Annotated in this window: 19 protein-coding genes and 1 tRNA gene; 7 read left to right on the top strand and 13 right to left on the bottom strand. The window is 44.7% G+C overall.

Going from position 1 to position 21,313, the window contains the following annotated elements:
- Positions 1 to 76: 76 nt before the first annotated feature.
- The 5 genes from KYK27_RS11195 to KYK27_RS11175 all read right to left on the bottom strand — a co-directional run bounded on the left by KYK27_RS11195 (position 77) and on the right by KYK27_RS11175 (position 5,177).
- Positions 77 to 1,342: an MDR family MFS transporter gene (locus tag KYK27_RS11195; protein ID WP_199110081.1), complete on the bottom strand. Its 1,266-nt coding sequence runs from the start codon at positions 1,340 to 1,342 to the stop codon at positions 77 to 79.
- A gap of 129 nt (positions 1,343 to 1,471) precedes the next feature.
- Positions 1,472 to 2,548, bottom strand: a complete 1,077-nt coding sequence (locus KYK27_RS11190; protein WP_199110080.1) for an acyltransferase family protein — start codon at positions 2,546 to 2,548, stop codon at positions 1,472 to 1,474.
- A 17-nt stretch (positions 2,549 to 2,565) separates the two neighbouring features.
- Positions 2,566 to 3,129 carry an aminoacyl-tRNA hydrolase gene (gene pth / locus KYK27_RS11185; protein WP_199110248.1) on the bottom strand — a complete coding sequence of 188 codons (564 nt, stop codon included), beginning with the start codon at positions 3,127 to 3,129 and terminating at the stop codon, positions 2,566 to 2,568.
- A 294-nt stretch (positions 3,130 to 3,423) separates the two neighbouring features.
- Positions 3,424 to 4,014, bottom strand: a complete 591-nt coding sequence (locus KYK27_RS11180) for a 50S ribosomal protein L25/general stress protein Ctc (RefSeq protein WP_199110079.1) — start codon at positions 4,012 to 4,014, stop codon at positions 3,424 to 3,426.
- 233 nt (positions 4,015 to 4,247) lie between these two features.
- The gene (locus KYK27_RS11175) at positions 4,248 to 5,177 is read right to left on the bottom strand and encodes a ribose-phosphate pyrophosphokinase (RefSeq protein WP_199110078.1); all 930 of its coding nucleotides are present in this window, start codon (positions 5,175 to 5,177) and stop codon (positions 4,248 to 4,250) included.
- Positions 5,178 to 5,497: 320 nt separating this feature from the next.
- Here KYK27_RS11175 and KYK27_RS11170 point away from each other — a divergent pair, with 320 nt between their 5' ends.
- A complete protein-coding gene (locus KYK27_RS11170) occupies positions 5,498 to 6,772 on the top strand; it encodes a hypothetical protein (protein WP_199110077.1) in 1,275 nt (424 codons plus the stop codon).
- A gap of 156 nt (positions 6,773 to 6,928) precedes the next feature.
- On the opposite strand, the gene KYK27_RS11165 is transcribed toward KYK27_RS11170, so the two are convergent.
- Together KYK27_RS11165 and purL are read right to left on the bottom strand one after the other, a co-directional pair.
- Positions 6,929 to 7,001 (bottom strand) — tRNA-Gln (locus tag KYK27_RS11165).
- A gap of 107 nt (positions 7,002 to 7,108) precedes the next feature.
- Positions 7,109 to 9,325, bottom strand: a complete 2,217-nt coding sequence (purL, locus tag KYK27_RS11160) for a phosphoribosylformylglycinamidine synthase subunit PurL (RefSeq protein WP_199110076.1) — start codon at positions 9,323 to 9,325, stop codon at positions 7,109 to 7,111.
- A gap of 215 nt (positions 9,326 to 9,540) precedes the next feature.
- Between purL and KYK27_RS11155 the strand changes: the two genes are divergently transcribed.
- The 4 genes from KYK27_RS11155 (at position 9,541) to atpC (ending at position 12,397) form a co-directional block, all read left to right on the top strand.
- Positions 9,541 to 9,771: a hypothetical protein gene (locus KYK27_RS11155; protein ID WP_199110075.1), complete on the top strand. Its 231-nt coding sequence runs from the start codon at positions 9,541 to 9,543 to the stop codon at positions 9,769 to 9,771.
- 81 nt (positions 9,772 to 9,852) lie between these two features.
- Positions 9,853 to 10,353, top strand: coding sequence for a hypothetical protein (locus tag KYK27_RS11150; RefSeq protein WP_199110074.1), 501 nt, complete (start codon positions 9,853 to 9,855; stop codon positions 10,351 to 10,353).
- A gap of 196 nt (positions 10,354 to 10,549) precedes the next feature.
- Entirely contained in the window at positions 10,550 to 12,055 is a 1,506-nt protein-coding gene (atpD, locus tag KYK27_RS11145) for a F0F1 ATP synthase subunit beta (RefSeq protein WP_199110073.1), read from the top strand.
- 96 nt (positions 12,056 to 12,151) lie between these two features.
- Positions 12,152 to 12,397 (top strand): ATP synthase F1 subunit epsilon, encoded by a 246-nt coding sequence (gene atpC, locus KYK27_RS11140; protein WP_162347094.1) that lies wholly within the window; start codon positions 12,152 to 12,154, stop codon positions 12,395 to 12,397.
- 129 nt (positions 12,398 to 12,526) lie between these two features.
- Here atpC and KYK27_RS11135 read toward each other — a convergent pair whose 3' ends face one another.
- The 3 genes from KYK27_RS11135 to KYK27_RS11125 all read right to left on the bottom strand — a co-directional run bounded on the left by KYK27_RS11135 (position 12,527) and on the right by KYK27_RS11125 (position 15,710).
- Positions 12,527 to 12,907 (bottom strand): rhodanese-like domain-containing protein, encoded by a 381-nt coding sequence (locus KYK27_RS11135; protein WP_199110072.1) that lies wholly within the window; start codon positions 12,905 to 12,907, stop codon positions 12,527 to 12,529.
- Positions 12,908 to 13,025: 118 nt separating this feature from the next.
- Entirely contained in the window at positions 13,026 to 14,081 is a 1,056-nt protein-coding gene (locus tag KYK27_RS11130) for a ferredoxin--NADP reductase (protein WP_199110247.1), read from the bottom strand.
- Positions 14,082 to 14,201: 120 nt separating this feature from the next.
- Complete coding sequence (locus KYK27_RS11125; RefSeq protein ID WP_199110071.1) at positions 14,202 to 15,710, bottom strand: potassium/proton antiporter; 1,509 nt, start codon at positions 15,708 to 15,710, stop codon at positions 14,202 to 14,204.
- A 145-nt stretch (positions 15,711 to 15,855) separates the two neighbouring features.
- Here KYK27_RS11125 and KYK27_RS11120 point away from each other — a divergent pair, with 145 nt between their 5' ends.
- Entirely contained in the window at positions 15,856 to 16,986 is a 1,131-nt protein-coding gene (locus KYK27_RS11120) for a trans-sulfuration enzyme family protein (RefSeq protein WP_199110070.1), read from the top strand.
- Between the two features lie 16 nt (positions 16,987 to 17,002).
- Here the strand turns inward: KYK27_RS11120 and KYK27_RS11115 are convergent, their stop codons facing one another.
- Positions 17,003 to 18,139 carry an aminotransferase class I/II-fold pyridoxal phosphate-dependent enzyme gene (locus tag KYK27_RS11115; protein ID WP_199110069.1) on the bottom strand — a complete coding sequence of 379 codons (1,137 nt, stop codon included), beginning with the start codon at positions 18,137 to 18,139 and terminating at the stop codon, positions 17,003 to 17,005.
- A 339-nt stretch (positions 18,140 to 18,478) separates the two neighbouring features.
- Here KYK27_RS11115 and ispE point away from each other — a divergent pair, with 339 nt between their 5' ends.
- Positions 18,479 to 19,288 carry a 4-(cytidine 5'-diphospho)-2-C-methyl-D-erythritol kinase gene (gene ispE / locus KYK27_RS11110; RefSeq protein WP_199110068.1) on the top strand — a complete coding sequence of 270 codons (810 nt, stop codon included), beginning with the start codon at positions 18,479 to 18,481 and terminating at the stop codon, positions 19,286 to 19,288.
- Here the strand turns inward: ispE and KYK27_RS11105 are convergent.
- Together KYK27_RS11105 and KYK27_RS11100 are read right to left on the bottom strand one after the other, a co-directional pair.
- A complete protein-coding gene (locus tag KYK27_RS11105) occupies positions 19,244 to 20,185 on the bottom strand; it encodes a DMT family transporter (protein WP_199110067.1) in 942 nt (313 codons plus the stop codon). The genes ispE and KYK27_RS11105 overlap by 45 nt on opposite strands.
- Complete coding sequence (locus tag KYK27_RS11100; protein WP_199110066.1) at positions 20,185 to 21,261, bottom strand: LptF/LptG family permease; 1,077 nt, start codon at positions 21,259 to 21,261, stop codon at positions 20,185 to 20,187. Before KYK27_RS11100 ends, KYK27_RS11105 begins: the two co-directional genes overlap by 1 nt.
- Positions 21,262 to 21,313: the final 52 nt, after the last annotated feature.

The following is a 21,313-nucleotide window of genomic DNA, read 5'->3' as shown; positions in this document are numbered from 1 at the left end:
TTGATTGAAAAGGAAAGCCCCGCAGCTAACTATAGTTGCGGGGCTTTTTTATGTAAAGGCGCCGGTTATAGTGGCTCTAACTGACAACTATAGTTTCTGAATCGGCAAGTATAGCTTGTTTTGCAAATCGTTGCTTTTCCATCTGATGTATAACTAAATATAAACCAACCGCTGCAACTATAGCCAATCCGGCGCAAGCCCACCAAAGCATAGCAAAACCATGTGCTGCTATAATAGTAGTGCCGAGGAAAGGAGCCAGCACGTGCGCAGCTGCATACGAAATAGTATAAAGCCCCATATAAGCACCACGGTTATCATTGTTAGAGCGATCCACGGTTATAGTGGACATAAATGGCATCGCCAGAATCTCGGAAATACTCAACAGCAACATGGATACAAAAAGCACACTGACCCCTGGGGATAGATTGAGCAACACAAACGAGAACCCAAGCATTAAAAGTCCGCTCGCCACCAGCACAGATTTTTTTGCCTGTTCGCCCAGCAAATACACCACGATCATCTCCAGCAGGAAAACAATCATCCCGTTCAGGGCCATCAGCAAACCAATTCTTGCTTCGGATAGCGCATGTACCTGTTTATAGTATAGGGGCAGGGTGGCAAATAACTGAAAGAAGATCATGGCAAATAGACTGCACAAGATCACAAAAAGTATGAACCACTTATCGCGGTAAGGCGACTGAACAACGGGAGCAGTAGCAGAAGTGTTGGACTCTGCCTTCTTAACAGGCCGGTGCCCTTGCTGTGCTCTGAAGTATACAAAAAAGAAAATGCCGGCCGCCACACAGGTAACGCCATCAGCAATAAAAAGCCATTTGTAAGAAAGCGCAGCCACTAAACCACCAACAGCCGGACCAATGGAAAAGCCCAGGTTTATGGCCATCCTATTCAGAGAAAAGGCACGGGTAATGTTTTCAGGTCTGGCATAAAAAGCAATAGAAGCGGCGTTTGCAGGACGAAGCATATCATTTACCAGGCTCAGGATGAATACGCCTGCTGCCATGTATTCGAATTGCCTTAAGTTAAGCAGTAGAAAGTATAGGCTTCCGCCTAGCACAAGGCTTACGAGCTGCACTTTAAAATGCCCGATTTTATCGGTTAGCCATCCGCCCAGGAAAGCGCCGCACATAGCACCCAACCCGTAGATGCTCAAAATGGCGCCGGTCTCTTTTAAACTATAGTTAAGTTCAGTACTGAGGTACACACCCAGGAAAGGTATAACCATGGCACCACTCCGGTTTATCAGCATCACCACCGACATCATCCAGGTTTGCCGGGAAAGCCCGCCAAATGCGTTGCGGTATAGTTGGAGTACGCGTTTCATAGGTTAGGAGAAAGGTGTGCTAATGCAAAATGTAAAAAGAAGCTACAATATCAGGAACAGTAAATGCGGAAGCGCTGTGGGAGTAAGCTTACAACATCGGTAAACTATAGTTGATGCGTTGGCAGCTGCTTACGTTTCCAGCCTTGCTGTTATAGTTTTGCTCACTTTCTGGCCCAGTTTAATAAAACGCTGTTCATAAAAACGGTATACCAGTAGGCTGGCAATAACTGTAACAACTATAGCCACAATAATAGTGACCCACGGAGAGAAGTGTAACTGCCTGGCTACAAACTTTACCACGTTATACACCAGCGGGTGCAGCAGGTATAATGCATAACTGATCTCGCCTAACGTATGTAAAGGCACATGCAATACCTTCGGAAACGTAACTGGCAGCTTGTACATAGCAAAACAAACCGCCAGGCAGGTACCAGAAAATATAAAACGATTCCAGTCAGTTACCAGCGTTACGGTGTTCCCGGAAGCTGGAGAAACTATAAATACAACTATACCAGCCAGCAATAACCCGATTAACGGTAAAGCAGGTAAAGCTTTGTACTTTGTGAAATAACCAATGGCCACACCACCCAGAAACAGGAAGATCTGGTTAAAGGGGTTTACATAATCGCGCCACTGTTTAGCAAGCGGAACAGCATCGTTTATACTATAGAAAGCAAAATAAGCGCCCAGCCCAACTATAAGCAGGCAAACTATAGCAAAAGCCAATCGGCTAAATCTGGCAGCAAACAGGAACAAGGGGAAGAAAAGGTAAAATACCAGCTCATTGCCAATAGACCACACACCTACACCAATCGGCTTATCCCAGCTTACAAAACCAAACAAACCGGTAAAGTTGAGTAAGATACGGTCCCAGTCGCGGAGCGTGGGATCTATAAATAAGTACACCGGCATGATAAGCCAGAGCAGCGGAAACAGTCTGAAAATACGCTTCAGGTAAAAGTCTGTGAGTGATGCTTTTTTGGGCTGCAGGCGTGCTTCGTACACATGGTACAGGGTCAGGCCGCTCAGCACATAAAAGATAGCTACCCCATACAAGCCAATACGGCCCCAGAAACTCTCTGCCTCCATGTGGCCCAGAGTCCAACTTTGGAAGTGGTACAACAAAATGCCAAAAGCAGCCAGCCCCCGAACATAGTCAAGGGAGGTTACTCTGCCTGGCGCTTGTTTTACCTGCTGTACCGTCATTCTAAATCTATAGTAGCTTACTTCGTGTTGAACTGGTTCATGGTACGTTCCAGCCCGATCGTTCCGAAAGAGATAACCGCATCTGCTGATTTTTCGATCAATGTCTGCAGCTCGGCCTGTTCGTCGTTACTGAAGTTGCTCAGCACATAATCTACCTGTTTGCCTTTATGAAAAGCATCGCCAACACCAAAGCGAAGGCGTGGGTAGTTGTTATTCCCAAGCGTCTGCTCGATGTGTTTTAAGCCGTTATGCCCGCCAGCGCTTCCTTTCATACGGATGCGCAGTGTACCGAAAGGTAACGCGATATCATCCGTAATGACCAGCATTTGCTCTGGTGTAAGTTTTAGGGAGTTCAGCCAATGACTAACCGCTTTGCCACTCAGGTTCATGTAGGTAGTAGGTTTTACCAGTACGTAGGTGCGGCCTTTTACTTTAATTTCGGTTACAAATGCGTGGCGGCTTACATCGAACTTTGCTTCGTGTTTTTTAGCCAGATAATCGAGCACCATAAAGCCGATGTTGTGGCGCGTTTCAGCGTATTCAGGTCCAATGTTTCCAAGGCCAACTATAAGGTATTTCATGCTTGTATCTTCGGGTACGGCAGGAGTTTCAGGTGAAAAACCCAGCCATTGTTTTATAGTCTTAATTGTAGAATTGCTCACGAAGTTAATTGCTGATTGTTGAATTGTTGATTGTTTAATGGATTATTATCAAAATTGCGACTGTCTGTGCCTATAGTTTTGCTACAGCAAACTATAGTTTAACAATTAACAATTCAACAATCAGCAATTAAAAATAACCTTTAAGCAGAAACAAAAAATCCTGCCCCGCTTGCAGCGGAACAGGATCTTGTACTATAAAGTAGCGTTTGCTGCTTATTTTTTGCCACCGCGAGCTTCTTCCATCTGAGCACTCTTAAGCGCACGTGGAATAGTTACTGTTGCAACCGGAGCTAACGCGTTAGTAAGAATTTCGAAGTTACCACCAGTGTTGATCTTACCAACTTTGATAGACTTACCTAATTCAAGGTCAGAGATATCAACTTCGATATAATCCGGAAGGTTAGCAGGAAGAGCCTTAACTTTAAGCTTACGCAGCTTAGTTACCAGCTTACCACCAACGATTACACCTGGAGATGTACCTACCATTTTAACCGGAATTTCCATTTTCACAGGCTTGTCTTCCTGAAGCTCAAGAAAGTCAACGTGTAAAAGCATTTCGTTAACCGGGTGGAACTGTACGTCCTGCATCACAGCTCTGTAGTGTGTGCCTTCAATATTCAGGTCTACTTCGTATACTTCCGGAGAATAAACTAAGTCTCTGAACAGGATAGCTGGTGCGTAGAAATGTACTTGCTCAGCGCCGCCATATAATACACCTGGTACATAAGACTCGTTACGCAGCTCTTTCGTCTGCGATTTGCCGAGATTTGCTCTTTTAAACCCTATAATCTCTAAAGTTTTCATAAAAATGAATTTGTTAAAATTTTTCGAGCCACAAAGGTAGGGGTTTTTAATTGCTGATTGTTAAAATGTTGATTGTTTTTTCTCTAAACGTCTAACCAACTATAAATCAAATTCATAAACCGTTTCGCAGGCTATCTTTTATTTGCACTCATAAAAGCTAAAAAGGCCAAATGGCTGAACCGTTGAAAATGAGATTCAACAATTCAGCCATTTGGCCTTTTAACAATGTAAGATTATATAAACAGCGAGCTGATAGACTCGTGCGTTACTACGTTGTTGATGGCACGTGCAAACAGCTCAGAGAACGTAAGCACTTTTATTTTAGAAGACTCCTGCTTTAACGGAATGGTATCAGAAACTACCAGTTCTTCCAGTACAGAATTTTCGATACGCTCATAAGCCGGGCCAGAAAGTACAGGGTGTGTAGCAATGGCACGAACTGACTTAGCACCTTTTTCTTTCAGGAGCTCAGCTGCTTTGGTTATAGTTCCGGCAGTGTCAACCATGTCATCTACCAATACCACATCCAGGCCTTCCACATTACCAATCACCTGCATCGAGGCAATCTCGTTTGCGCGAACCCTGTGTTTATCGCACACAACCATTTCTGCTCCGAAGTTCTTAGCAAACGCTCTTGTTCTTACCACACCGCCTACGTCAGGAGAAGCGAAAATAAGGCTTGAACCCAGGTTCAGGCTGCGCAGGTAAGGCACAAATATGGCCGATCCATCCAGATGATCAACCGGGATATCAAAGAAACCCTGGATCTGGCCTGCATGCAGGTCGCAGGTCATCAGGCGGTCAGCGCCACAAGCCTGCACGGCATTTGCCAGCACTTTGGCACCGATCGAAACGCGAGGCTTGTCTTTTCTGTCCTGGCGGGCATAGCCATAGTAAGGCATAACCACAATCACCTTATGAGCCGATGCGCGCTTGGCAGCGTCTACCAGCAACATCAGTTCCATCAGGTTATCGGCAGGCGGAAAAGTAGAAAGCACTATAAATACTTCGGCACCGCGCACAGACTCGTTGTAGTGTACACCAATTTCGCCATCACTGAAACGGGAAATGGTTAAGTCGCCTAAATGCGTGCCGTAAGCGGCAGCAATTTTTTCAGCTAAGTAGCGGGAGGCGGAACCGGAGAAGATCTTTACCAGGGGCATAGTTTTCTTAATGCTAAATGAAGGGGTTAGGTTAAGTTTATTATGCCTGCAAAGCTACGAAATAACTTGTATAGCTAAGGAGTATTTTTATAGATTAAATATCAATAAATGCTCTCATTAACAATGGTATGTAAATGGATATTCATTAACTTAATATATTTATTTAATAATAGTTATACTTCTATATTGTATATTACAGGCTTCTCCCTAACTATCACTTGTCTCAGATTCTAATGATTTTAGAAACAAGTTTGTGTGGTGAAACAAGCACTTAAAACTCTAATCGGATTCGCATAAATCAAATTAATGATCTTATCAGGATGAACAAAACATTACTTATTTTACTCTTTTGGAGCTTTACTTTTAGCGTTTCAGCTCAGGGAAATTTCGAAATGGGCTATTTTATTGACAATGAAGGTAAGCGTACCGATTGTTTGATAAGGAATTACGATAGAAAGGTAAATCCTTTCCAGATAGAATATAAACTGACAACAGATGGTGCTATTGAAATAGGTGGATTATCTCAAATAAAGGAATTCGAAATTTTTAATACTATTCATAAATATCAGCGCTTTACAGTTAACATTGACAGATCAAGCAATGATGTAGATAACCTTAGTTCTTCGCGAGAGCCGGATTTTAAAGAGGAAACACTTTTTCTGCGGGTGTTAGTAGAAGGTAGGGCAACACTGTATACTTACTTCGAGAGAGGTGGCTTAAACAGGAATTTCTTTAAAATGGATGACTCTGAAGTGAAGCAACTTGTTTATAAAAGATATAGCAATGCAGGTCAGCTAGGAGAAAACGAAAGCTATAAGCATCAGCTGCGCTACTATCTTACTTGTGCATCTATTTCAGGGAATGATTTTGATGACTTATATTATCAGCAAAAACACCTTGTAAGCCTATTTAATAAATTTAATGAATGTTCGGGAGGTAACTATACTGATTACACTTCACGGAAAAAGAAAGGCAATTTCGGGCTTGCCGTAACAGGAGGTGCAAACATTTCAGCGCTGGAAACAACTCAAAAGGTGCATACTACCGGTGGTAAAATATATAAGAGTTACACGCATGATATGACTGTGTCGCCATTAGTTAGTTTAGAAGCAGAATATAACTTCACTTTTAATAATGGGAAATGGTACGCTTTTATTGAACCTACATTTCAGCAATTCAAATATAAATCTGACTTTAGTTATACTATGCGGCTTCAAGGTGGATACGAATTCATAAGCAAAGGGACACTCAGTGTAGATTACGATCACATAGCAATACCTTTAGGTATAAAATATGCTGCTATCTCAACAGAGAACTCGAGTGTAACTATTCATGCTGCAGGTGTGTTTAATTTCCTGCTTAACAATTCAAATACCTATGATGGTACGCTAGGATTTAACATGGGGCAAGGGCTTGACTTTCGGAAGGAAAAACATTTTCAGATACCGAGCGCCATTTTGGGGGTAGGATATAAGTACAAAAAATTTAGTTTAGAAGCCGATTACCATCTCAATAAAACTGCTGTTGCCGCGGATTATTGGGAAATTAAATTTGTTAACTCGGTATCTTTAATGTTAGGCTATAGTTTGTTTTAAAAAAGAATTACTCAATTTCTAAGAAGCGCCGTGCTTTGCGACAAAATTCAGTTGCGAAGTACGGCACTTTCTTTAAGCAAAGATTGGTATAGGTGAAGGAAGCAAAAGCAGCTTAAAACAAAAAAGCCCTTAGATCAGATCTAAGGGCTTTTTAAGTTGTCCGACCAGGTTTCGAACCTGGACTCTTCTGAACCAAAATCAGACGTGTTGCCAGTTACACCATCGGACAGAGTACCTACTAGATTTCAGGGTGGAAGCCCCTTCGTCGTTCAGTGATGCAAAGATAGACAGACGATTTTAAACTGCAAACATTTGCTTCAAAAAAAATCTAAAATTTTAGTCTAAAATCTGCTCCAGCGCTGTTTCGTAGTGCTTTTTGGCCACCGTAATTCCATGGTAAAGCTTACCATCAATGTGGCAGTCGTGGGCTGTTACAACACCTAATTCCGTGACATTCATGCCTTTATTTTTCAGCATCTGCTCAAAAGCAACCTGCTGTTCCGGCGAAACAGAAACAACAACGCGGCTCTGACTCTCGCCAAATAAAAATGCATCTTTTCTGAAATTTTTATCTGTTTCGATATCAAAGCCCAGTTCATTCGGCATTGCAGACTCCAATAAGGTGATGTATAAACCACCATCTGCCACATCGTGCGCCGACTTAATAAGCTTTTGCTCGATCACCTCTTTTATAGTTTCCTGTAGCTTCAGTTCCGCATCCATTTCAAAATAAGGAGCAGGCGATAACTTAACGTTGTGGTACGAATACAGGTACTCCGAAGAAGCGATGTCGTTCTGCGCATCGCCTATCATATATATAATGTCACCGGCATTCTGGAAAGCCAGCGTCATTTTGTTGTTCTTATCTTCCAGTATGCCCAGCATGCCTATAGTTGGCGTCGGGAACACAGGGCCTTCGTCAGATGACTGGTTGTAGAAACTTACGTTACCACCCGTTACCGGCGTACCAAGAGCAGTACAGGCTTTGCCCATACCTTTAATAGCGCCTACAAAGTGCCAGTAAACTTCCGGTACGTAAGGGTTGCCAAAGTTAAGGCAGTTGGTAATAGCTACCGGCTCAGCGCCAGAGCAAACTATGTTACGGGCAGCTTCGGCTACCGCAATGGCTGTTCCTTTCTCCGGGTCGGCATACACGTAGCGGCTGTTGCAATCTACGGTTACCGCAATCGATTTATCCGTACCTTTTACTTTAACTATAGCTGCATCCGATGGAGCATTGGTTGTAACAGTTGCCGTACCAACCATAGAATCGTACTGGCGGTAAACCCAGCGCTTGGACGCGATGTTCGGGTGCGTAGCTAAAAACTCGGCTACAGCCTGGTAATCCTCTGGCTCTGCTACCTGGTCGATGTTGAACTTCTTGGATTCAGCAAAATAAGCTGGCTCTCTATATTCTCTATGATAAACCGGAGCGCCACCACCTAACACAAGGTCGTTAGCAGGCACTTCGGCTACTAATTTACCGTTCTGGTAATAGCGCAGCTGACCGCCTTCGGTAACAACACCTATCTGCTCGCAGTACAGATCCCACTTATCGCAGATATCTTTTATAGTTTGCTCATAGCCTTTTTTCATAACTATAAGCATGCGCTCCTGGCTCTCCGAAAGCAGAATCTCGAACGGAACCATGTTAGCCTGGCGGGTTGGCACCTTATCTAACCAGATATCCATGCCATGCTCGCCTTTAGCGCTCATCTCAGAAGTAGAACAGGTTATGCCGGCTGCCCCCATATCTTGCATACCAATTACGTGGCCCGACTGAATGATCTCCAGCGTAGCTTCCAATAATAGTTTCTCCTGGAACGGGTCACCAACCTGAACTGATGGGAGGTCTTTGGCAGAATCTTCGGTAATATCTTTTGATGCGAAGGCTGCACCATGTATACCATCTTTACCTGTGGCCGAGCCGACTATAAATACCGGGTTGCCTACGCCGTAAGAGGTTGCCGAAGCGGTTTCGCCTACTTTAACGATACCTGCCGAGAAGGCATTTACAAGTGGGTTTATGTTGTAGCACTCATCAAAGAAAAGCTCACCGCCTACCGTAGGAATACCAAAAGCATTGCCATAATCGCCGATGCCTTTTACTACACCACGTAACAAACGCTGCGTTTTCTCTGATCTTGGGTTGCCGAAGCGAAGCGAGTTAAGCTGCGCGATAGGGCGGGCACCCATTGTAAAAATATCTCTGTTGATACCACCCACACCGGTTGCGGCACCCTGGTAAGGTTCGATGGCAGATGGGTGGTTATGTGATTCGATCTTGAAGCTGCAGGCATACCCGTCGCCGATATCAACAAGGCCTGCATTTTCTTCGCCGGCTTTGGCCAGCATGCGTGGTGAGTCTTTTGGCAGGGTTTTCAGCCAAACGATTGAGTTCTTGTAAGAGCAGTGCTCCGACCACATTACGGAGAAGATACTTAACTCGGTAAAATTGGGCGTGCGTCCCAGAATCTGTTTTATCTTTTCAAATTCTTCCTCCAGAAGACCAAGCTTCTGGGCAGTTTCTACTGTTGTCAGTTGATTTTCCACGTTTTGTCTGGCTTTAGTAACGGAATAGCAAAAGTAGGAACTTATACTTTAAGAGCACAGCAGATTCAAGTATTTTATAGTTTGCCCTTTATGAACTATAGCTGGTTCGGGGCTGAACTATAGTTGACGTCAAAAAAATCCGGATTAATTTAATTTAAGTGTCACCAACTGCTAGCAGTTCCGTAAAGAAGGAACTCCCTTATCCTTTTATCATTATGCCAACTACAACATCTAACCGCGAGCTTATCACGACTACCTGTGGCCGTGAACTGGATCTTAATACAACAGAATTGGTTATAGAGCGCTCTAACAGCCTGTTTAGCTATAATATACATAAGCTTAAGTCAGGTGAGTATGTGATAGCTGAGAAGTTTTATGCCAACCCGTTTAACAACAGGTACATCCTGCTTAACGACGACCAGATTGAGCTTTTAAAGCAGCTTTAAGAAATGAAGCAAAACTATTGGTAATTGCACATAGAAATTTTATATTTATAGTTATAAATTTCCAAAGCAAATTCTACCATTATGAGCTTTATCTACATCCTCTCTTTTTTGCTGCTGTTTGGTGCAGGAGCAGGTTCGGCAACTATAAACTACAGTGCTCAAGCTGCATCTGATGGCGGGCTTTCTGTACAGGCACAGGATACACTGCTGCATGCCTCTAAATCAGAAAAGAAGAAAAAGAAACCTGCGAAAAAAGTAGAGACCAAATCCTCGAAAGTATTACTGAAGCGCAATGTGCAACGCGTAATGCTAACCAAAAAAGGGGTGGAGGGAAACCATATAGAAGTTGTTGTGATGGATGGAGGCATGCCGGTGCGCAACCTCGAAGATTTGCAGATGCTCGGCAGCAGCGGTAGCAATACAGCTTTAAGTAACTTCCAGGGATTCGATAACTATTCACTCCCTTTTGAAGGCTACATAAAATACAGATCAGTTAATAAGATGGGCTCTGTTGTGTACGACCGCGAAGTTCGGTTTGTGATTAATGATCCCGGCAAATGGGTGCTACGCATCGATCAGTAACAGAACCAGACCATTTTTTACACAGCTCCCCGGTACCAAAAGGAGGTTGCCGGGGAGCTGTGTTTTGTTTTAACTATAGTTTGATACTGAATTAGTTAAAAGTTTTTGGTGTGTTATATGGTTTTAAGAGATTTATGCATTAGTTTTGCACCCTGAAATAGCTCCGTTTTAATAGTTAATCAATATAAAAAGTCAAATGGCGAATATTGGCAGAATTACCCAGGTTATCGGTCCAGTAGTGGACGTTAGCTTTGCGGGTGAAAACGCAAAACTACCAAATATCCTCGACGCGCTTGAGGTAATAAAAGAAAGCGGCCAGCGCATCGTGCTGGAAGTGCAGCAGCACCTCGGCGAAGATCGTGTACGTACCATTGCAATGGACTCTACAGAAGGCCTTACACGTGGTGCACAGGTAAATGACCTGGGTGGCCCGATCACTATGCCAACTGGAAATGCCATTAATGGCCGTCTGTTCAACGTAATCGGCGAAGCAATTGATGGTATACCGCAGCCCGCTACTACTACGCGTCTGCCAATTCACCGTGCTGCGCCTCTTTTCGAAGAACTTGCAACTTCTTCAGAAATCCTTTATACCGGTATTAAAGTAATCGACCTGTTAGCGCCTTATGTAAAAGGTGGTAAAATTGGTCTTTTCGGTGGTGCCGGTGTAGGTAAAACTGTACTTATCATGGAGCTGGTAAACAACATTGCAAAGGCTTATTCTGGTCTTTCTGTGTTTGCCGGTGTTGGTGAGCGTACTCGTGAGGGAAACGACTTACTTCGTGAATTCCTTGAGTCAGACATTATCCGTTACGGTGCAGAGTTTAAGCACTCTATGGAAGCCGGTGGATGGGATCTGACGAAAGTAGACATGGCCGAACTTGAAAAATCTCAGGCTACGCTGGTGTTCGGTCAGATGAACGAGCCTCCTGGGGCGCGTGCTCGTGTTGCCCTGTCTGGTCTTACTGTAGCGGAAAACTTCCGTGATGGTGATGGTTCTGGTGCAGGACGCGATATCCTTTTCTTTATCGACAACATCTTCCGCTTTACGCAGGCAGGTTCTGAGGTATCGGCTCTTCTAGGTCGTATGCCATCAGCGGTAGGTTACCAGCCAACGCTGGCAACTGAAATGGGTGCCATGCAGGAACGTATCACGTCTACTAAGCGTGGTTCAATTACATCTGTACAGGCAGTTTACGTACCTGCGGATGACTTAACTGACCCTGCTCCAGCGACGACCTTCGCTCACTTGGATGCAACTACAGTACTTTCCCGTAAAATTGCTGAGCTTGGTATCTACCCTGCGGTAGACCCTCTGGACTCTACTTCACGCATTCTTTCTGCTGACGTTCTGGGTGCTGAGCACTACAACACAGCACAGCGCGTTAAGGAAATTCTTCAGCGTTACAAAGAACTTCAGGATATCATCGCCATCCTTGGTATGGACGAACTTTCTGATGAAGATAAGCTGGTTGTATCAAGAGCGCGTCGTGTACAGCGTTTCTTATCTCAGCCGTTCCACGTAGCTGAGCAGTTTACAGGTCTTGCAGGTGTATTGGTTGATATCAAAGACACTATCAGAGGCTTTAACGAGATCATGGACGGTAAGTATGACCACCTTCCGGAAGCTGCCTTCAACCTGGTTGGTACCATTGAAGATGCAGTAACCAAAGGTGAGAAACTGCTTGCCGAAGCAAAATAGGTTTGAATTAGTTAAGAGTTAAGAGTTTATAGTTAAGAGTGGGTAAACCCTAATTTTGACTTTAAACTTTTAACTCTAAACTCTTAACTAAAAAAAATGTATTTAGAGATAATCACACCAGATAAAAAGGTTTTTGCCGGTGAGGTAGATGCAGCCCAATTTCCGGGAGCTAATGGCTCTTTCGAAGTTCTGAACCTGCACGCTCCCCTTATCAGCACCATGGAAAGAGGCAGAATCCGGGTAACTACCAAAAAAGGACAGGAGTTCTTTACCGTGGATGGCGGTGTGGTAGAAGTACTGAACAATAAGATCATTGTACTTGCCGAATCTGTGATCGAGTAACGATATCTATTTACAATAGCAAAACGCCTTCTGTTCTTAATGAGCAGAAGGCGTTTTTTGTTTTAAAGATTGTTGGTTAGCTACAGTTTACTAGATGCCAAACTATAGCTAACCAAACAAAGGCCATATTTATTCTGTAACAGGGTAACCGCCTTCTTTCCAGGCTTTATATCCGCCATCCAGGTGGGCTACGTTTTTGTAACCCATTTGCTTTAAAGTAGATGTTGCCAAGGCAGAACGACCGCCAGAAGCGCAATGCAGGATCAGGCGCTTGTTCTTGTCAAATTCCGGTTTATGATAGGGCAAGGTCTCATCTGCGTGAAATTCGATCATGCCGCGCGGTGAGTGCACTGAACCTGCAATTTTACCGTTCTGGGTCAGTTCTTCACTCTCTCGGATATCGATGAGTGTTGCATTGCCATTCTTTAATTCTTCGTGTACCTGGTCAGGTGTCAGGTTTTCAATGTTTTGTTTAGCTTCTTTCACTAAATCAGTTGCAGACTTTGCCATAGTTTTACAGAGTTATAGTTTGAGGTTTTGCGCGTAAATAGATGCTACTACTTCAGCGGTTGATCAAACCGGGTAAGCATCTGCTCATTAAACGGGAAACTAAAACTTATGGTACCAACTATAGTATTTCCAGTTCTACATCGCCATCTACCGGATATCCGACGCAGGTTAGGGTTAACCCTTTTTGCAGGTCACGTTCCGTGAGCACTTCGTTATAAGCCATCCATACCTTGCCTTTTATTATTCTGGCCAGGCAACTGCCGCACTTACCGGTTTCACAACTATAAGGCAATACAATGCCGGCTTCCCGGGCACCTGATAAGATGTTGTTTGGGTATTTACATTCTATGTGGGCAGTCTTGCCCTTAACATGTAGTGTAACGTGGTGTGCCCGCGTGTCTGGCGGAACAAGTTTGGGTAAAGGTGTTTTATCTACATTAAAAACTTCTTTCCGGATCTGGTTTGCAGAAAAACCATACTGACGCAAGGCAAAAGAGCTCAGGCGCATATAATTGAGCGGACCGCACAGGTAAAATAACAGGTGCTGGGGTGGAGCAACTACCAATTGGTCCAGGAGCTTATTCAGGTAATCTTTATGCAGGCGGGCTTTGCCCAAGTCCGGCGTATTGCTGAAGATGAACTCAATGTATAACCGGCCAGGAAAAGTGGCAGCCAGCTCCCTGAGAGGCTGCAAAAATATAGTTTGTTGCGAAGATCTGTTGCTGTAGAATAATACGACAGAAAGATGTGGGTGAGCATGCAGTGCAGTTTTTACCAACGAATAGATTGGTGTAATACCGCTACCCGCAGCCAGGAAGAAGATCTGCTTATAGTTCAGGATATCATCAGGTAAGGTAAATAACCCACCGGCCCCGCTTGTCAGGAGCTTATCACCTACCTGGGCTTGGTCTACCAACTGACGGGAATAAAAACCGTTCTCTATGCGTTTTACACCAATGGCAAGCGGCTCCTCTAATACCGGAGATGAGGTAATGGAGTAAGAACGTCTGATGTCGCCATGTGGGCCATGGTGCAGCAACGTAAGGTATTGCCCTGCTTTATAAGGAATCGTTTCATCAAAAGTGAAGACCTTGACGCCTGCAACTTCTTCGCTAATGCTGCTGATGGTAAGTGTTACGTAGCCGGGTGCTTTTTCTGCTGATTTAGCTGACATACTCATAGCTTTTGAATACGCAAAAAGGAACAGTTTGCTTGTGCTATAGTTTAAAAGGTCAGGTATAATTCAAACTATAGTTGTGCTTAAAAATAACTATAATTTGAACTATGAGCGCTACTAACTGGAAGCCGGTTTATCTGCAAGCCCCAGGTTTTTCATTGTTTCTTTCAGTGCTTCGTGGTCATCTGTAATGATCAGGAGCTTGTCGTCAGGGGTTAATTCTGTTTTTCCGCCCGGTACAAAATACTTGCCATTACGCTTAACCATTACAACCAGTGTTTTTTCGGGCAAAGGCAGGTTCATGAGTTTATTGCCGGATCTCAGTGCATGCTCCGTAATATTTAACTCAGTCATCACAGACTTAATCTCATCTGAGAACTCTACATCAAAGTCTTCCAGTTCTTTAAGGGTATTTGGTTGTTCGCTCAACCCTAGCCAGGTGGCCATTTTAGAAAGCGACGTACCCTGCACTACCAGCGATACCAGCGTACAGAAGAATACGATGTTAAAAATGAGCCGCGCATGGGGCACATCCGCAGCTAACGGAAGAATGGCAAAAATGATCGGAACAGCGCCTCTAAGCCCAACCCATGACACAAAAGTTCTGTCCTTCATTGTCATTTTACGGAAAGGCAACGTACATAAAAATACACTGAGCGGGCGCGTGATAAAGATCATCATGAAACTGATAATTAAGCCTGGGATTATGATCGGAACAAGTTCGCGGGGATTAACCAGTAAGCCAAGCGTTAAGAACATAAGCAGCTGGCTCATCCAGGCCATGCCATCAAAAAAGTTAAGCGAAGAGCGCTTGTGCACAAATTTGGAATTGCCTATAACCAGGCCACCTATGTATACCGCCAGGTAACCGTTGCCCTTTAAAAAGTAAGTGGCTGAAAAAATAAAGATACAGAACGTGAAAACCAGGATTGGATATAAGGAGCTGTTATCGATCTGTACCCGGTTAATTACTTTTACGGCTAATTTACCCAGCGCATAACCTGCAACCAACCCTATTGTGAGCTGCATTAAAAGCATGCCGGTTGCGGCCAGGTAATTGGGTGCCGCCTCCATTTTTATGATCTCGATCAGGGTAATGGTAAGGATGTAGGCCATCGGGTCGTTACTACCACTTTCGAGCTCCAGCAGAGGGCGCAGGTTATTTTTAAGGTGCAGGCCTTTGGATCGCAGAATAGAGAACACCGAAGCTGAATCGGTAGAGGACATGGTAGCAGCCAGCAAAAGTGCAGTAGCGAGCCCTATACCTGCTGCTTCTATGGTTTCGCCCAGTATCCACCAGCTTAGCAGACCAGTTAACAGCGCTGTTAGTAATACACCTATAGTAGCAAGTACTATTCCCGGTAACATCACCGGCCTTATTTCAGAAATTTTAGTGTCCATACCACCTGAAAACAGAATGATACAGAGGGCAACAGTACCTATTGTCTGGGCTAATTGTATGTTCTCAAACTCAACCCCGAAACCATCGCTGCCAAAAAGCATACCTACCGATAGAAATAACAGCAACGCCGGAACACCGAATTTATAGCCGGCTTTACCAGCCATAATGCTCAGAAAGAAAAGAACGGAAATGCTGAAAAGTATTAATTCTACTGATATATCCATAGGTACTACATTAATGATAGGGTAGAGCGGAATATTTAATAGTAACAGAAACTTAAACATGTAAAGCGCTAACAGGTTTCAGAAAGGGCATACGTACTTTGCAATATAAGAATTACTGCTTATTTTTAGCCTTAAATCCCGCTTTATGCCTATAATCTCGCCAAAATCTACCCCAATTTTTCAGACCTCCGTTTTTACGTTCGATGACCTGAACGAGCTCGAACTATACTTTGAACAGCCGGGGCAGCGCTATATGTATTCCCGTTACGCTAATCCGAATTCGGATGAACTGGCAAGCGAAGTAAATAAACTGGAAAATGGCGTAGGCGCTATCGTTACTTCATCCGGAATGTCGGCTATTCTGGCGGCGATACTAGCCGTTTGCAAAGCCGGCGACCATGTGTTGTGCGCAGAAGAAATTTATGGTGGCTCGTCGGCGTTACTTACACAGGAACTGAGCAGGATCGGGATTGAGGTGACGTATGTGCCATCGGAGGAAACGTATAGTTTTGATGCCTTGGTGAAGCCCAATACACGCCTGTTCCTGGCCGAAACGATGAGTAACCCGCTGCTGGTGGTATTTGATATCAGACGCCTTGTCACTGAAACACAAAAACACAACATAAAGCTGGTGATCGATAATACGTTTGCGACGCCTATAGTTACCAAGCCCTTAGGCCTGGGCGCAGATATCGTAATCCATAGTGTCACCAAGTACCTGTCGGGGCACAGCGATGTAACAGCAGGTGTGGTTATTTGTAAGGAGGAGCAAGACTTGCAGCGGGTACAGAAAGTGATGCTAACCTATGGACTTAACCTGAGCCCCTTTGAAAGCTGGCTGGCAGCCCGCGGCCTTAAAACCCTGCGCCTGCGCATGAAGCAGCATTGCTGCAATGCGCAAACTATAGCTGAGTTTCTGCAAGGTCATCCAAAAGTGGAACAGGTTTGGTATCCGGGTTTGCGCAAGCACCCACAACATCAGCTGGCAAAAGAGCAGGGAAGCGGGCTGTATGGCGGCATGCTGAGTTTCCGAATAAAAGATGATAAAGAAGCGGTGAACCGGTTTATGCATGGTTTGGATCACATCCCGTTTGCGCCTTCGCTGGCAGGGGTAAGCTCTTCTATCTCTTATCCGTTAGGTACCTCACATCGTTCGTTAACGGCTGCGCAACAGCAAAAAATAGGTATTACAGCCGGTGTTATCCGCTTATCGGTGGGTATAGAAGAAGATGAAGAGCTGCTGGCTGATCTTGTAAGAGGCTTGGCTAACGTATAGTTTTCGTAACTATAAACTATAGCAGAATCTGCTTCAGGGCCCTTATTACTTTATTTAGTTCTTCTTCGGTAAGGCTACTGCTGCTTGGCAGGCTTAAGCCACGCTCAAAAAGCTGATCGCTGGTGCCGTTGCCAAAGTAAGTACAGTCTGCAAAAAGGGGTTGCTGGTGCATCGGTTTTAAGAGTAGCCTGGTTTCTATATTCTCATGCTCCAGTTCCTGGAGTACCTGTTCCGGTTTAAAGCCTTCTGGTAAAAGTATAGTAGTTAACCAGCGGTTGGCAAAACAGAATTTCGGTTCAGGCACAAACTCCAGGCCTTCTACTTCGCTCAGCTGGTCTCTATAGTAACTATAGATCTCGCGGCGCTGCTTCACGCGTTTTTCGAGTACCTCTAACTGCCCGCGGCCAATACCTGCATTTATGTTACTGAGCATATAATTGTAACCCATTTGTGTGTGCAGGTAATAAGGCGCAGGTTCTTTGGCCTGGTTTGCCAGGAATACAGCCTGTTTTGCCAGTTCTTCATCAGCCGTTATTAGCGCACCACCACCTGAGGTTGTAATAATCTTATTCCCGTTAAAAGAGAAAACACCGATCCTGCCAAACGTTCCTACCTGGTGACCGCTGTACCTTGAGCCCAGCGCTTCGGCCGCATCTTCCAGCACCGGAATCTCATAACGGTTTGCTACTTCCATTATCTCTTTCATTTTGGCAGGCATACCGTAGATATGCACCACCAGAATGCAGGCAGGCTTTTTACCACGCGCTATGCCGGCACTTATCGCCTGGTCCAGCAGCTCCGGGCTCATGTTCCAGGTTTCCGGTTCGCTATCTACAAAAACAGGAGTGGCGCCCACGTACAAAATGGGATTAGCAGAAGCTATAAAGGTAAAAGTAGAGCAGATCACTTCGTCGCCGGGCTGTACGCCTAACACCCGGAGCCCCAGATGTAAGGCTGCCGTGCCGGAGCTTACTGCCACAGCATGCTGTGCGTTGGTATGCTGGCAGATATCGTGCTCAAACCCTGGTATGTTGGGGCCTACCGTTGTTACCCAGTTATCTTCCAGCGCTTTCTGCACATAGTTGCGCTCATGTCCGCCCATGTGGGGCACCGACAAAAAAATGCGTCCTGGTCTGTAATTTAGTTGTGTCATCTGGGTAAAGGGCAGTTTAGTGCTATACAAGTAAGCGAAAATCTTTTGAAGAACATACCGGAATTTTGCCGGCAGAAAGTAAAGAAAGCATTCATGATATCCCGACAAGTTTACCTTAATTTACAGTAAGCTCTAACCGAAATCAACAGTGTTGAAATGGTAATTCTGAGATGCAGTTAAGTGTAGGATACCCACGCAGCTAAACATTACGTATTTATATTTCAGTATGTTTGGCTTTATCTATATGTTTTAATATTTGCATGGATTAGTTAAAACGAAGCCCAACAACTGCCTACAATCCCCGTTATTTGCTTACTTGCAGTAATTTTACTTACAGAGATGCTTGATTTCCCGAACGCAAAAATAAATTTAGGTTTACAGATCATCGAAAAACGGCCTGATGGGTTTCATAACCTGGAGTCTTGCTTTTACCCGGTACAGTGGTGCGATGCCCTCGAGGTTTTACCGGCGGCGCAGAATACATTTACCATGAGTGGCCTGCCTGTGCCCGGAGACACCGAATCCAACCTTTGCCTGAAAGCTTACAAGCTACTTGAGAAAGCCCACAACCTACCACCGGTACACATGCATTTACACAAAGTTATTCCGATGGGAGCGGGACTGGGTGGCGGTTCGGCTGACGCCGCCTTCGTGCTGCGCATCCTCAACAAGCTTTTCGACCTTAATCTAACTATAGAACAACTTCAGAACTATGCCTGCCAGCTTGGTAGCGACTGTGCCTTCTTTATAGAGAATAAGCCGGTAATAGCCGTAGAGCGGGGAGATGTTTTTATGCCGGCTATCCTTGATCTGAGCGGCTATAGTTGTGTGGTAGTGTATCCGGACATTCATATCACAACCGCCGAAGCCTATGCCGGCGTTACCCCGGAGAAGCCGAGCTGCACTATAGAGATGATCCTGAAACAGGATATCAAACTATGGAAAGACATCATGCACAATGATTTTGAGAAATCACTTTTCCCGAAGTACCCAGAGCTGGCAGCCCTGAAAGAGAACCTGTACGAAGCAGGAGCCGTCTACGCCTCCATGACGGGCTCGGGCTCTGCTGTGTATGGTATATTTAAAGGTGATGCCCCGGCAAACTTAATCTTTCCGAAGAATTGGCTCGTCTGGAAAGGCCTTTTGTAGTTTTTTGCGACGCTCAGCCACAGTATTTATGACCGGGTAAATAAATACGCTTATCAGAATAATACTTGCCCCCACATAAAATTCTGAAGAGAGCTGGCTGCCCTCATTAAAAATAAAAATAGCCAGGATAATGCCGTAAACAGGTTCCAGGTTCACAGTCAGGTTCATGGTGAAGGCAGAAATACGTTGCATTAATCGTACACCTGCCGTATAGGCATACACCGTACAAGCCAGTATAAGCACTGCCATATACACCCAATCCATCGGAACCATGCTAAAGTTCAGCTGGTTGCCTTCCGCAAAGTACAAGATATAAATCGGGAAGAATAGGATAGTACCCAGGAAAGCCCCGCCCATCTCGTAGCAGGTTATAGTTGTGGACGGTATCTTTTTTACCAGGTTAGCATTTATGATAGTAAAGATAGATGCCAGCAACGCCGACCCGATGGCCATAGTAATACCCAGCACACTGTTAAAATCCGTTTCGTTACGGAAGATAATGTAGAGGCCGAAGATGATCAGTAAAGCTAAAAATACCTCGTAAGGCTTTATCTTCTTCTTGGTAAATAACGGCTCCAGGAAGGAGGTCCAGAGGCTGCAGGTTGCCATACCAATCAGGCATATCGAAACAGAAGCCACCCGGGCGGCCGCAAAGAACAGAATCCAGTGTGCAGCAATCAGGAAACCGACACCCAGCATTTTTAAACCTATAGACCGGCCAAGCCAGAAAGCGGCTTTTGTTTTATAGATGATGAGTGCGAGTGCTAAAGCGGTAATAAGTGTGCGAATGGCAACCAGTTCTACAGCCGGTATAGTTATAAGTTTGCCAAGTATAGCTGTGAAACCCCACAGTAAAATAACAAAGTGCAGTTCAATAAAATCTCTTAAGCGAGGCATTAGCGTGGTATAAAACGGTAAAGTAAAAATCCGATCCCCGTAAAAACGGTCGTCGGTATCCAGGCAGCAATCTGCGGCGGAATATCTCCCACCTGTGCCAGGCTGCGGCTGGTGATCACAAAGACTATAAAAACGAAAGCCAGGAAGAATCCAAGAGCGATCTGAACTCCTACACCGCCGCGGGCTTTACGGGCACTAACTATAACCCCGATAACAGTAAGGATAATAATAGCAAACGGGTAACTAAAGCGCTCATATTTTTCAACGAGGTACACTTCCAGGTCATCGGCCCCACGCATTTTCTTTTCCGCGATCAGGTTATTAAGCTCAGGCAGGGTAAGGGTTTGCTCCAGTTTGTAGGTACTTTCAAAATCCTTAGGCTGCATGTTCAGCGTAGTGTCCAGGTCCTGGCCTTTATAGATCGTCTCTTTTTCGCCATCAAACGTGCGTAGTGTATAGTAGTCCATGTGCCATTTGCCGGCGTCCTGGTCCCAGGTTACACTGTTTGATGTGATCTTGCTTTTGAGGGTTGTGCCGACAATCTGCTCCAGGGCAAAGTTGTAGCCTATATGCGCATTGTTGTTATAGCTCTCCATGTACACATAAGCATCTGGCGCTATTTTGATGTGGATGTTGCGGCTATCGTAGGTATAAGGGCTTTTTACATACTTTACCTGGAAGGCCACACTCTTTTTATTAGCATTTGGTATTACCCACCCGATGAGTCCGAAGATAGAAACGCCGATAAGCGTAGCTCCCACAACATAAGGTACCAGCAATCTTCTGAAACTGATGCCGCTACTCAGCATAGCCACAATCTCGGTATGCGAAGCCAGTTTTGCCGTCACGAAAACAGTTGCAATAAACACTGTTATTGGGCTCAGCATGTTGGCGTAAAACGGAATCAGGTTGATGTAGTAATCAAAGATGATCTCAGCTAACGGCACCTTCTCCTGTATAAAGTCATCGTTCTTCTCAGTAAAGTCGATTACCAGGATAATGGATACGAGTATCAGTACCGCGAACACAAACGTGGTGAGGAACTTCTTCAGTATGTACCAGTCGAGAATCTTCAAAAGTTAGAAAGTTAAAAGGTTAGAAAGTTAGAAAGTTATTTTAGTTAGAAAA

Source organism: Pontibacter populi (assembly GCF_019336435.1).
Lineage (GTDB): Bacteria > Bacteroidota > Bacteroidia > Cytophagales > Hymenobacteraceae > Pontibacter > Pontibacter humidus.
The sequence above is the reverse complement of the archived record's forward strand: the minus strand, read 5'-3'. Positions and strand labels throughout refer to the sequence as shown.

Excerpts from the sequence above, each read along its gene's own strand:
- KYK27_RS11195 (WP_199110081.1), bottom strand. The coding sequence starts at position 1,342 with ATGAAACGCGTACTCCAACTATACCGCAACGCATTTGGCGGGCTTTCC.
- KYK27_RS11125 (WP_199110071.1), bottom strand. The coding sequence starts at position 15,710 with ATGGATATATCAGTAGAATTAATACTTTTCAGCATTTCCGTTCTTTTC.
- KYK27_RS11190 (WP_199110080.1), bottom strand. The coding sequence starts at position 2,548 with ATGACGGTACAGCAGGTAAAACAAGCGCCAGGCAGAGTAACCTCCCTT.
- KYK27_RS11150 (WP_199110074.1), top strand. The coding sequence starts at position 9,853 with ATGAGCTTTATCTACATCCTCTCTTTTTTGCTGCTGTTTGGTGCAGGA.
- atpD (WP_199110073.1), top strand. The coding sequence starts at position 10,550 with ATGGCGAATATTGGCAGAATTACCCAGGTTATCGGTCCAGTAGTGGAC.
- KYK27_RS11130 (WP_199110247.1), bottom strand. The coding sequence starts at position 14,081 with ATGTCAGCTAAATCAGCAGAAAAAGCACCCGGCTACGTAACACTTACC.
- KYK27_RS11120 (WP_199110070.1), top strand. The coding sequence starts at position 15,856 with ATGCCTATAATCTCGCCAAAATCTACCCCAATTTTTCAGACCTCCGTT.
- KYK27_RS11170 (WP_199110077.1), top strand. The coding sequence starts at position 5,498 with ATGAACAAAACATTACTTATTTTACTCTTTTGGAGCTTTACTTTTAGC.
- KYK27_RS11175 (WP_199110078.1), bottom strand. The coding sequence starts at position 5,177 with ATGCCCCTGGTAAAGATCTTCTCCGGTTCCGCCTCCCGCTACTTAGCT.
- KYK27_RS11105 (WP_199110067.1), bottom strand. The coding sequence starts at position 20,185 with ATGCCTCGCTTAAGAGATTTTATTGAACTGCACTTTGTTATTTTACTG.
- ispE (WP_199110068.1), top strand. The coding sequence starts at position 18,479 with ATGCTTGATTTCCCGAACGCAAAAATAAATTTAGGTTTACAGATCATC.
- atpC (WP_162347094.1), top strand. The coding sequence starts at position 12,152 with ATGTATTTAGAGATAATCACACCAGATAAAAAGGTTTTTGCCGGTGAG.
- KYK27_RS11155 (WP_199110075.1), top strand. The coding sequence starts at position 9,541 with ATGCCAACTACAACATCTAACCGCGAGCTTATCACGACTACCTGTGGC.
- KYK27_RS11115 (WP_199110069.1), bottom strand. The coding sequence starts at position 18,139 with ATGACACAACTAAATTACAGACCAGGACGCATTTTTTTGTCGGTGCCC.
- pth (WP_199110248.1), bottom strand. The coding sequence starts at position 3,129 with ATGAAATACCTTATAGTTGGCCTTGGAAACATTGGACCTGAATACGCT.
- KYK27_RS11135 (WP_199110072.1), bottom strand. The coding sequence starts at position 12,907 with ATGGCAAAGTCTGCAACTGATTTAGTGAAAGAAGCTAAACAAAACATT.
- KYK27_RS11180 (WP_199110079.1), bottom strand. The coding sequence starts at position 4,014 with ATGAAAACTTTAGAGATTATAGGGTTTAAAAGAGCAAATCTCGGCAAA.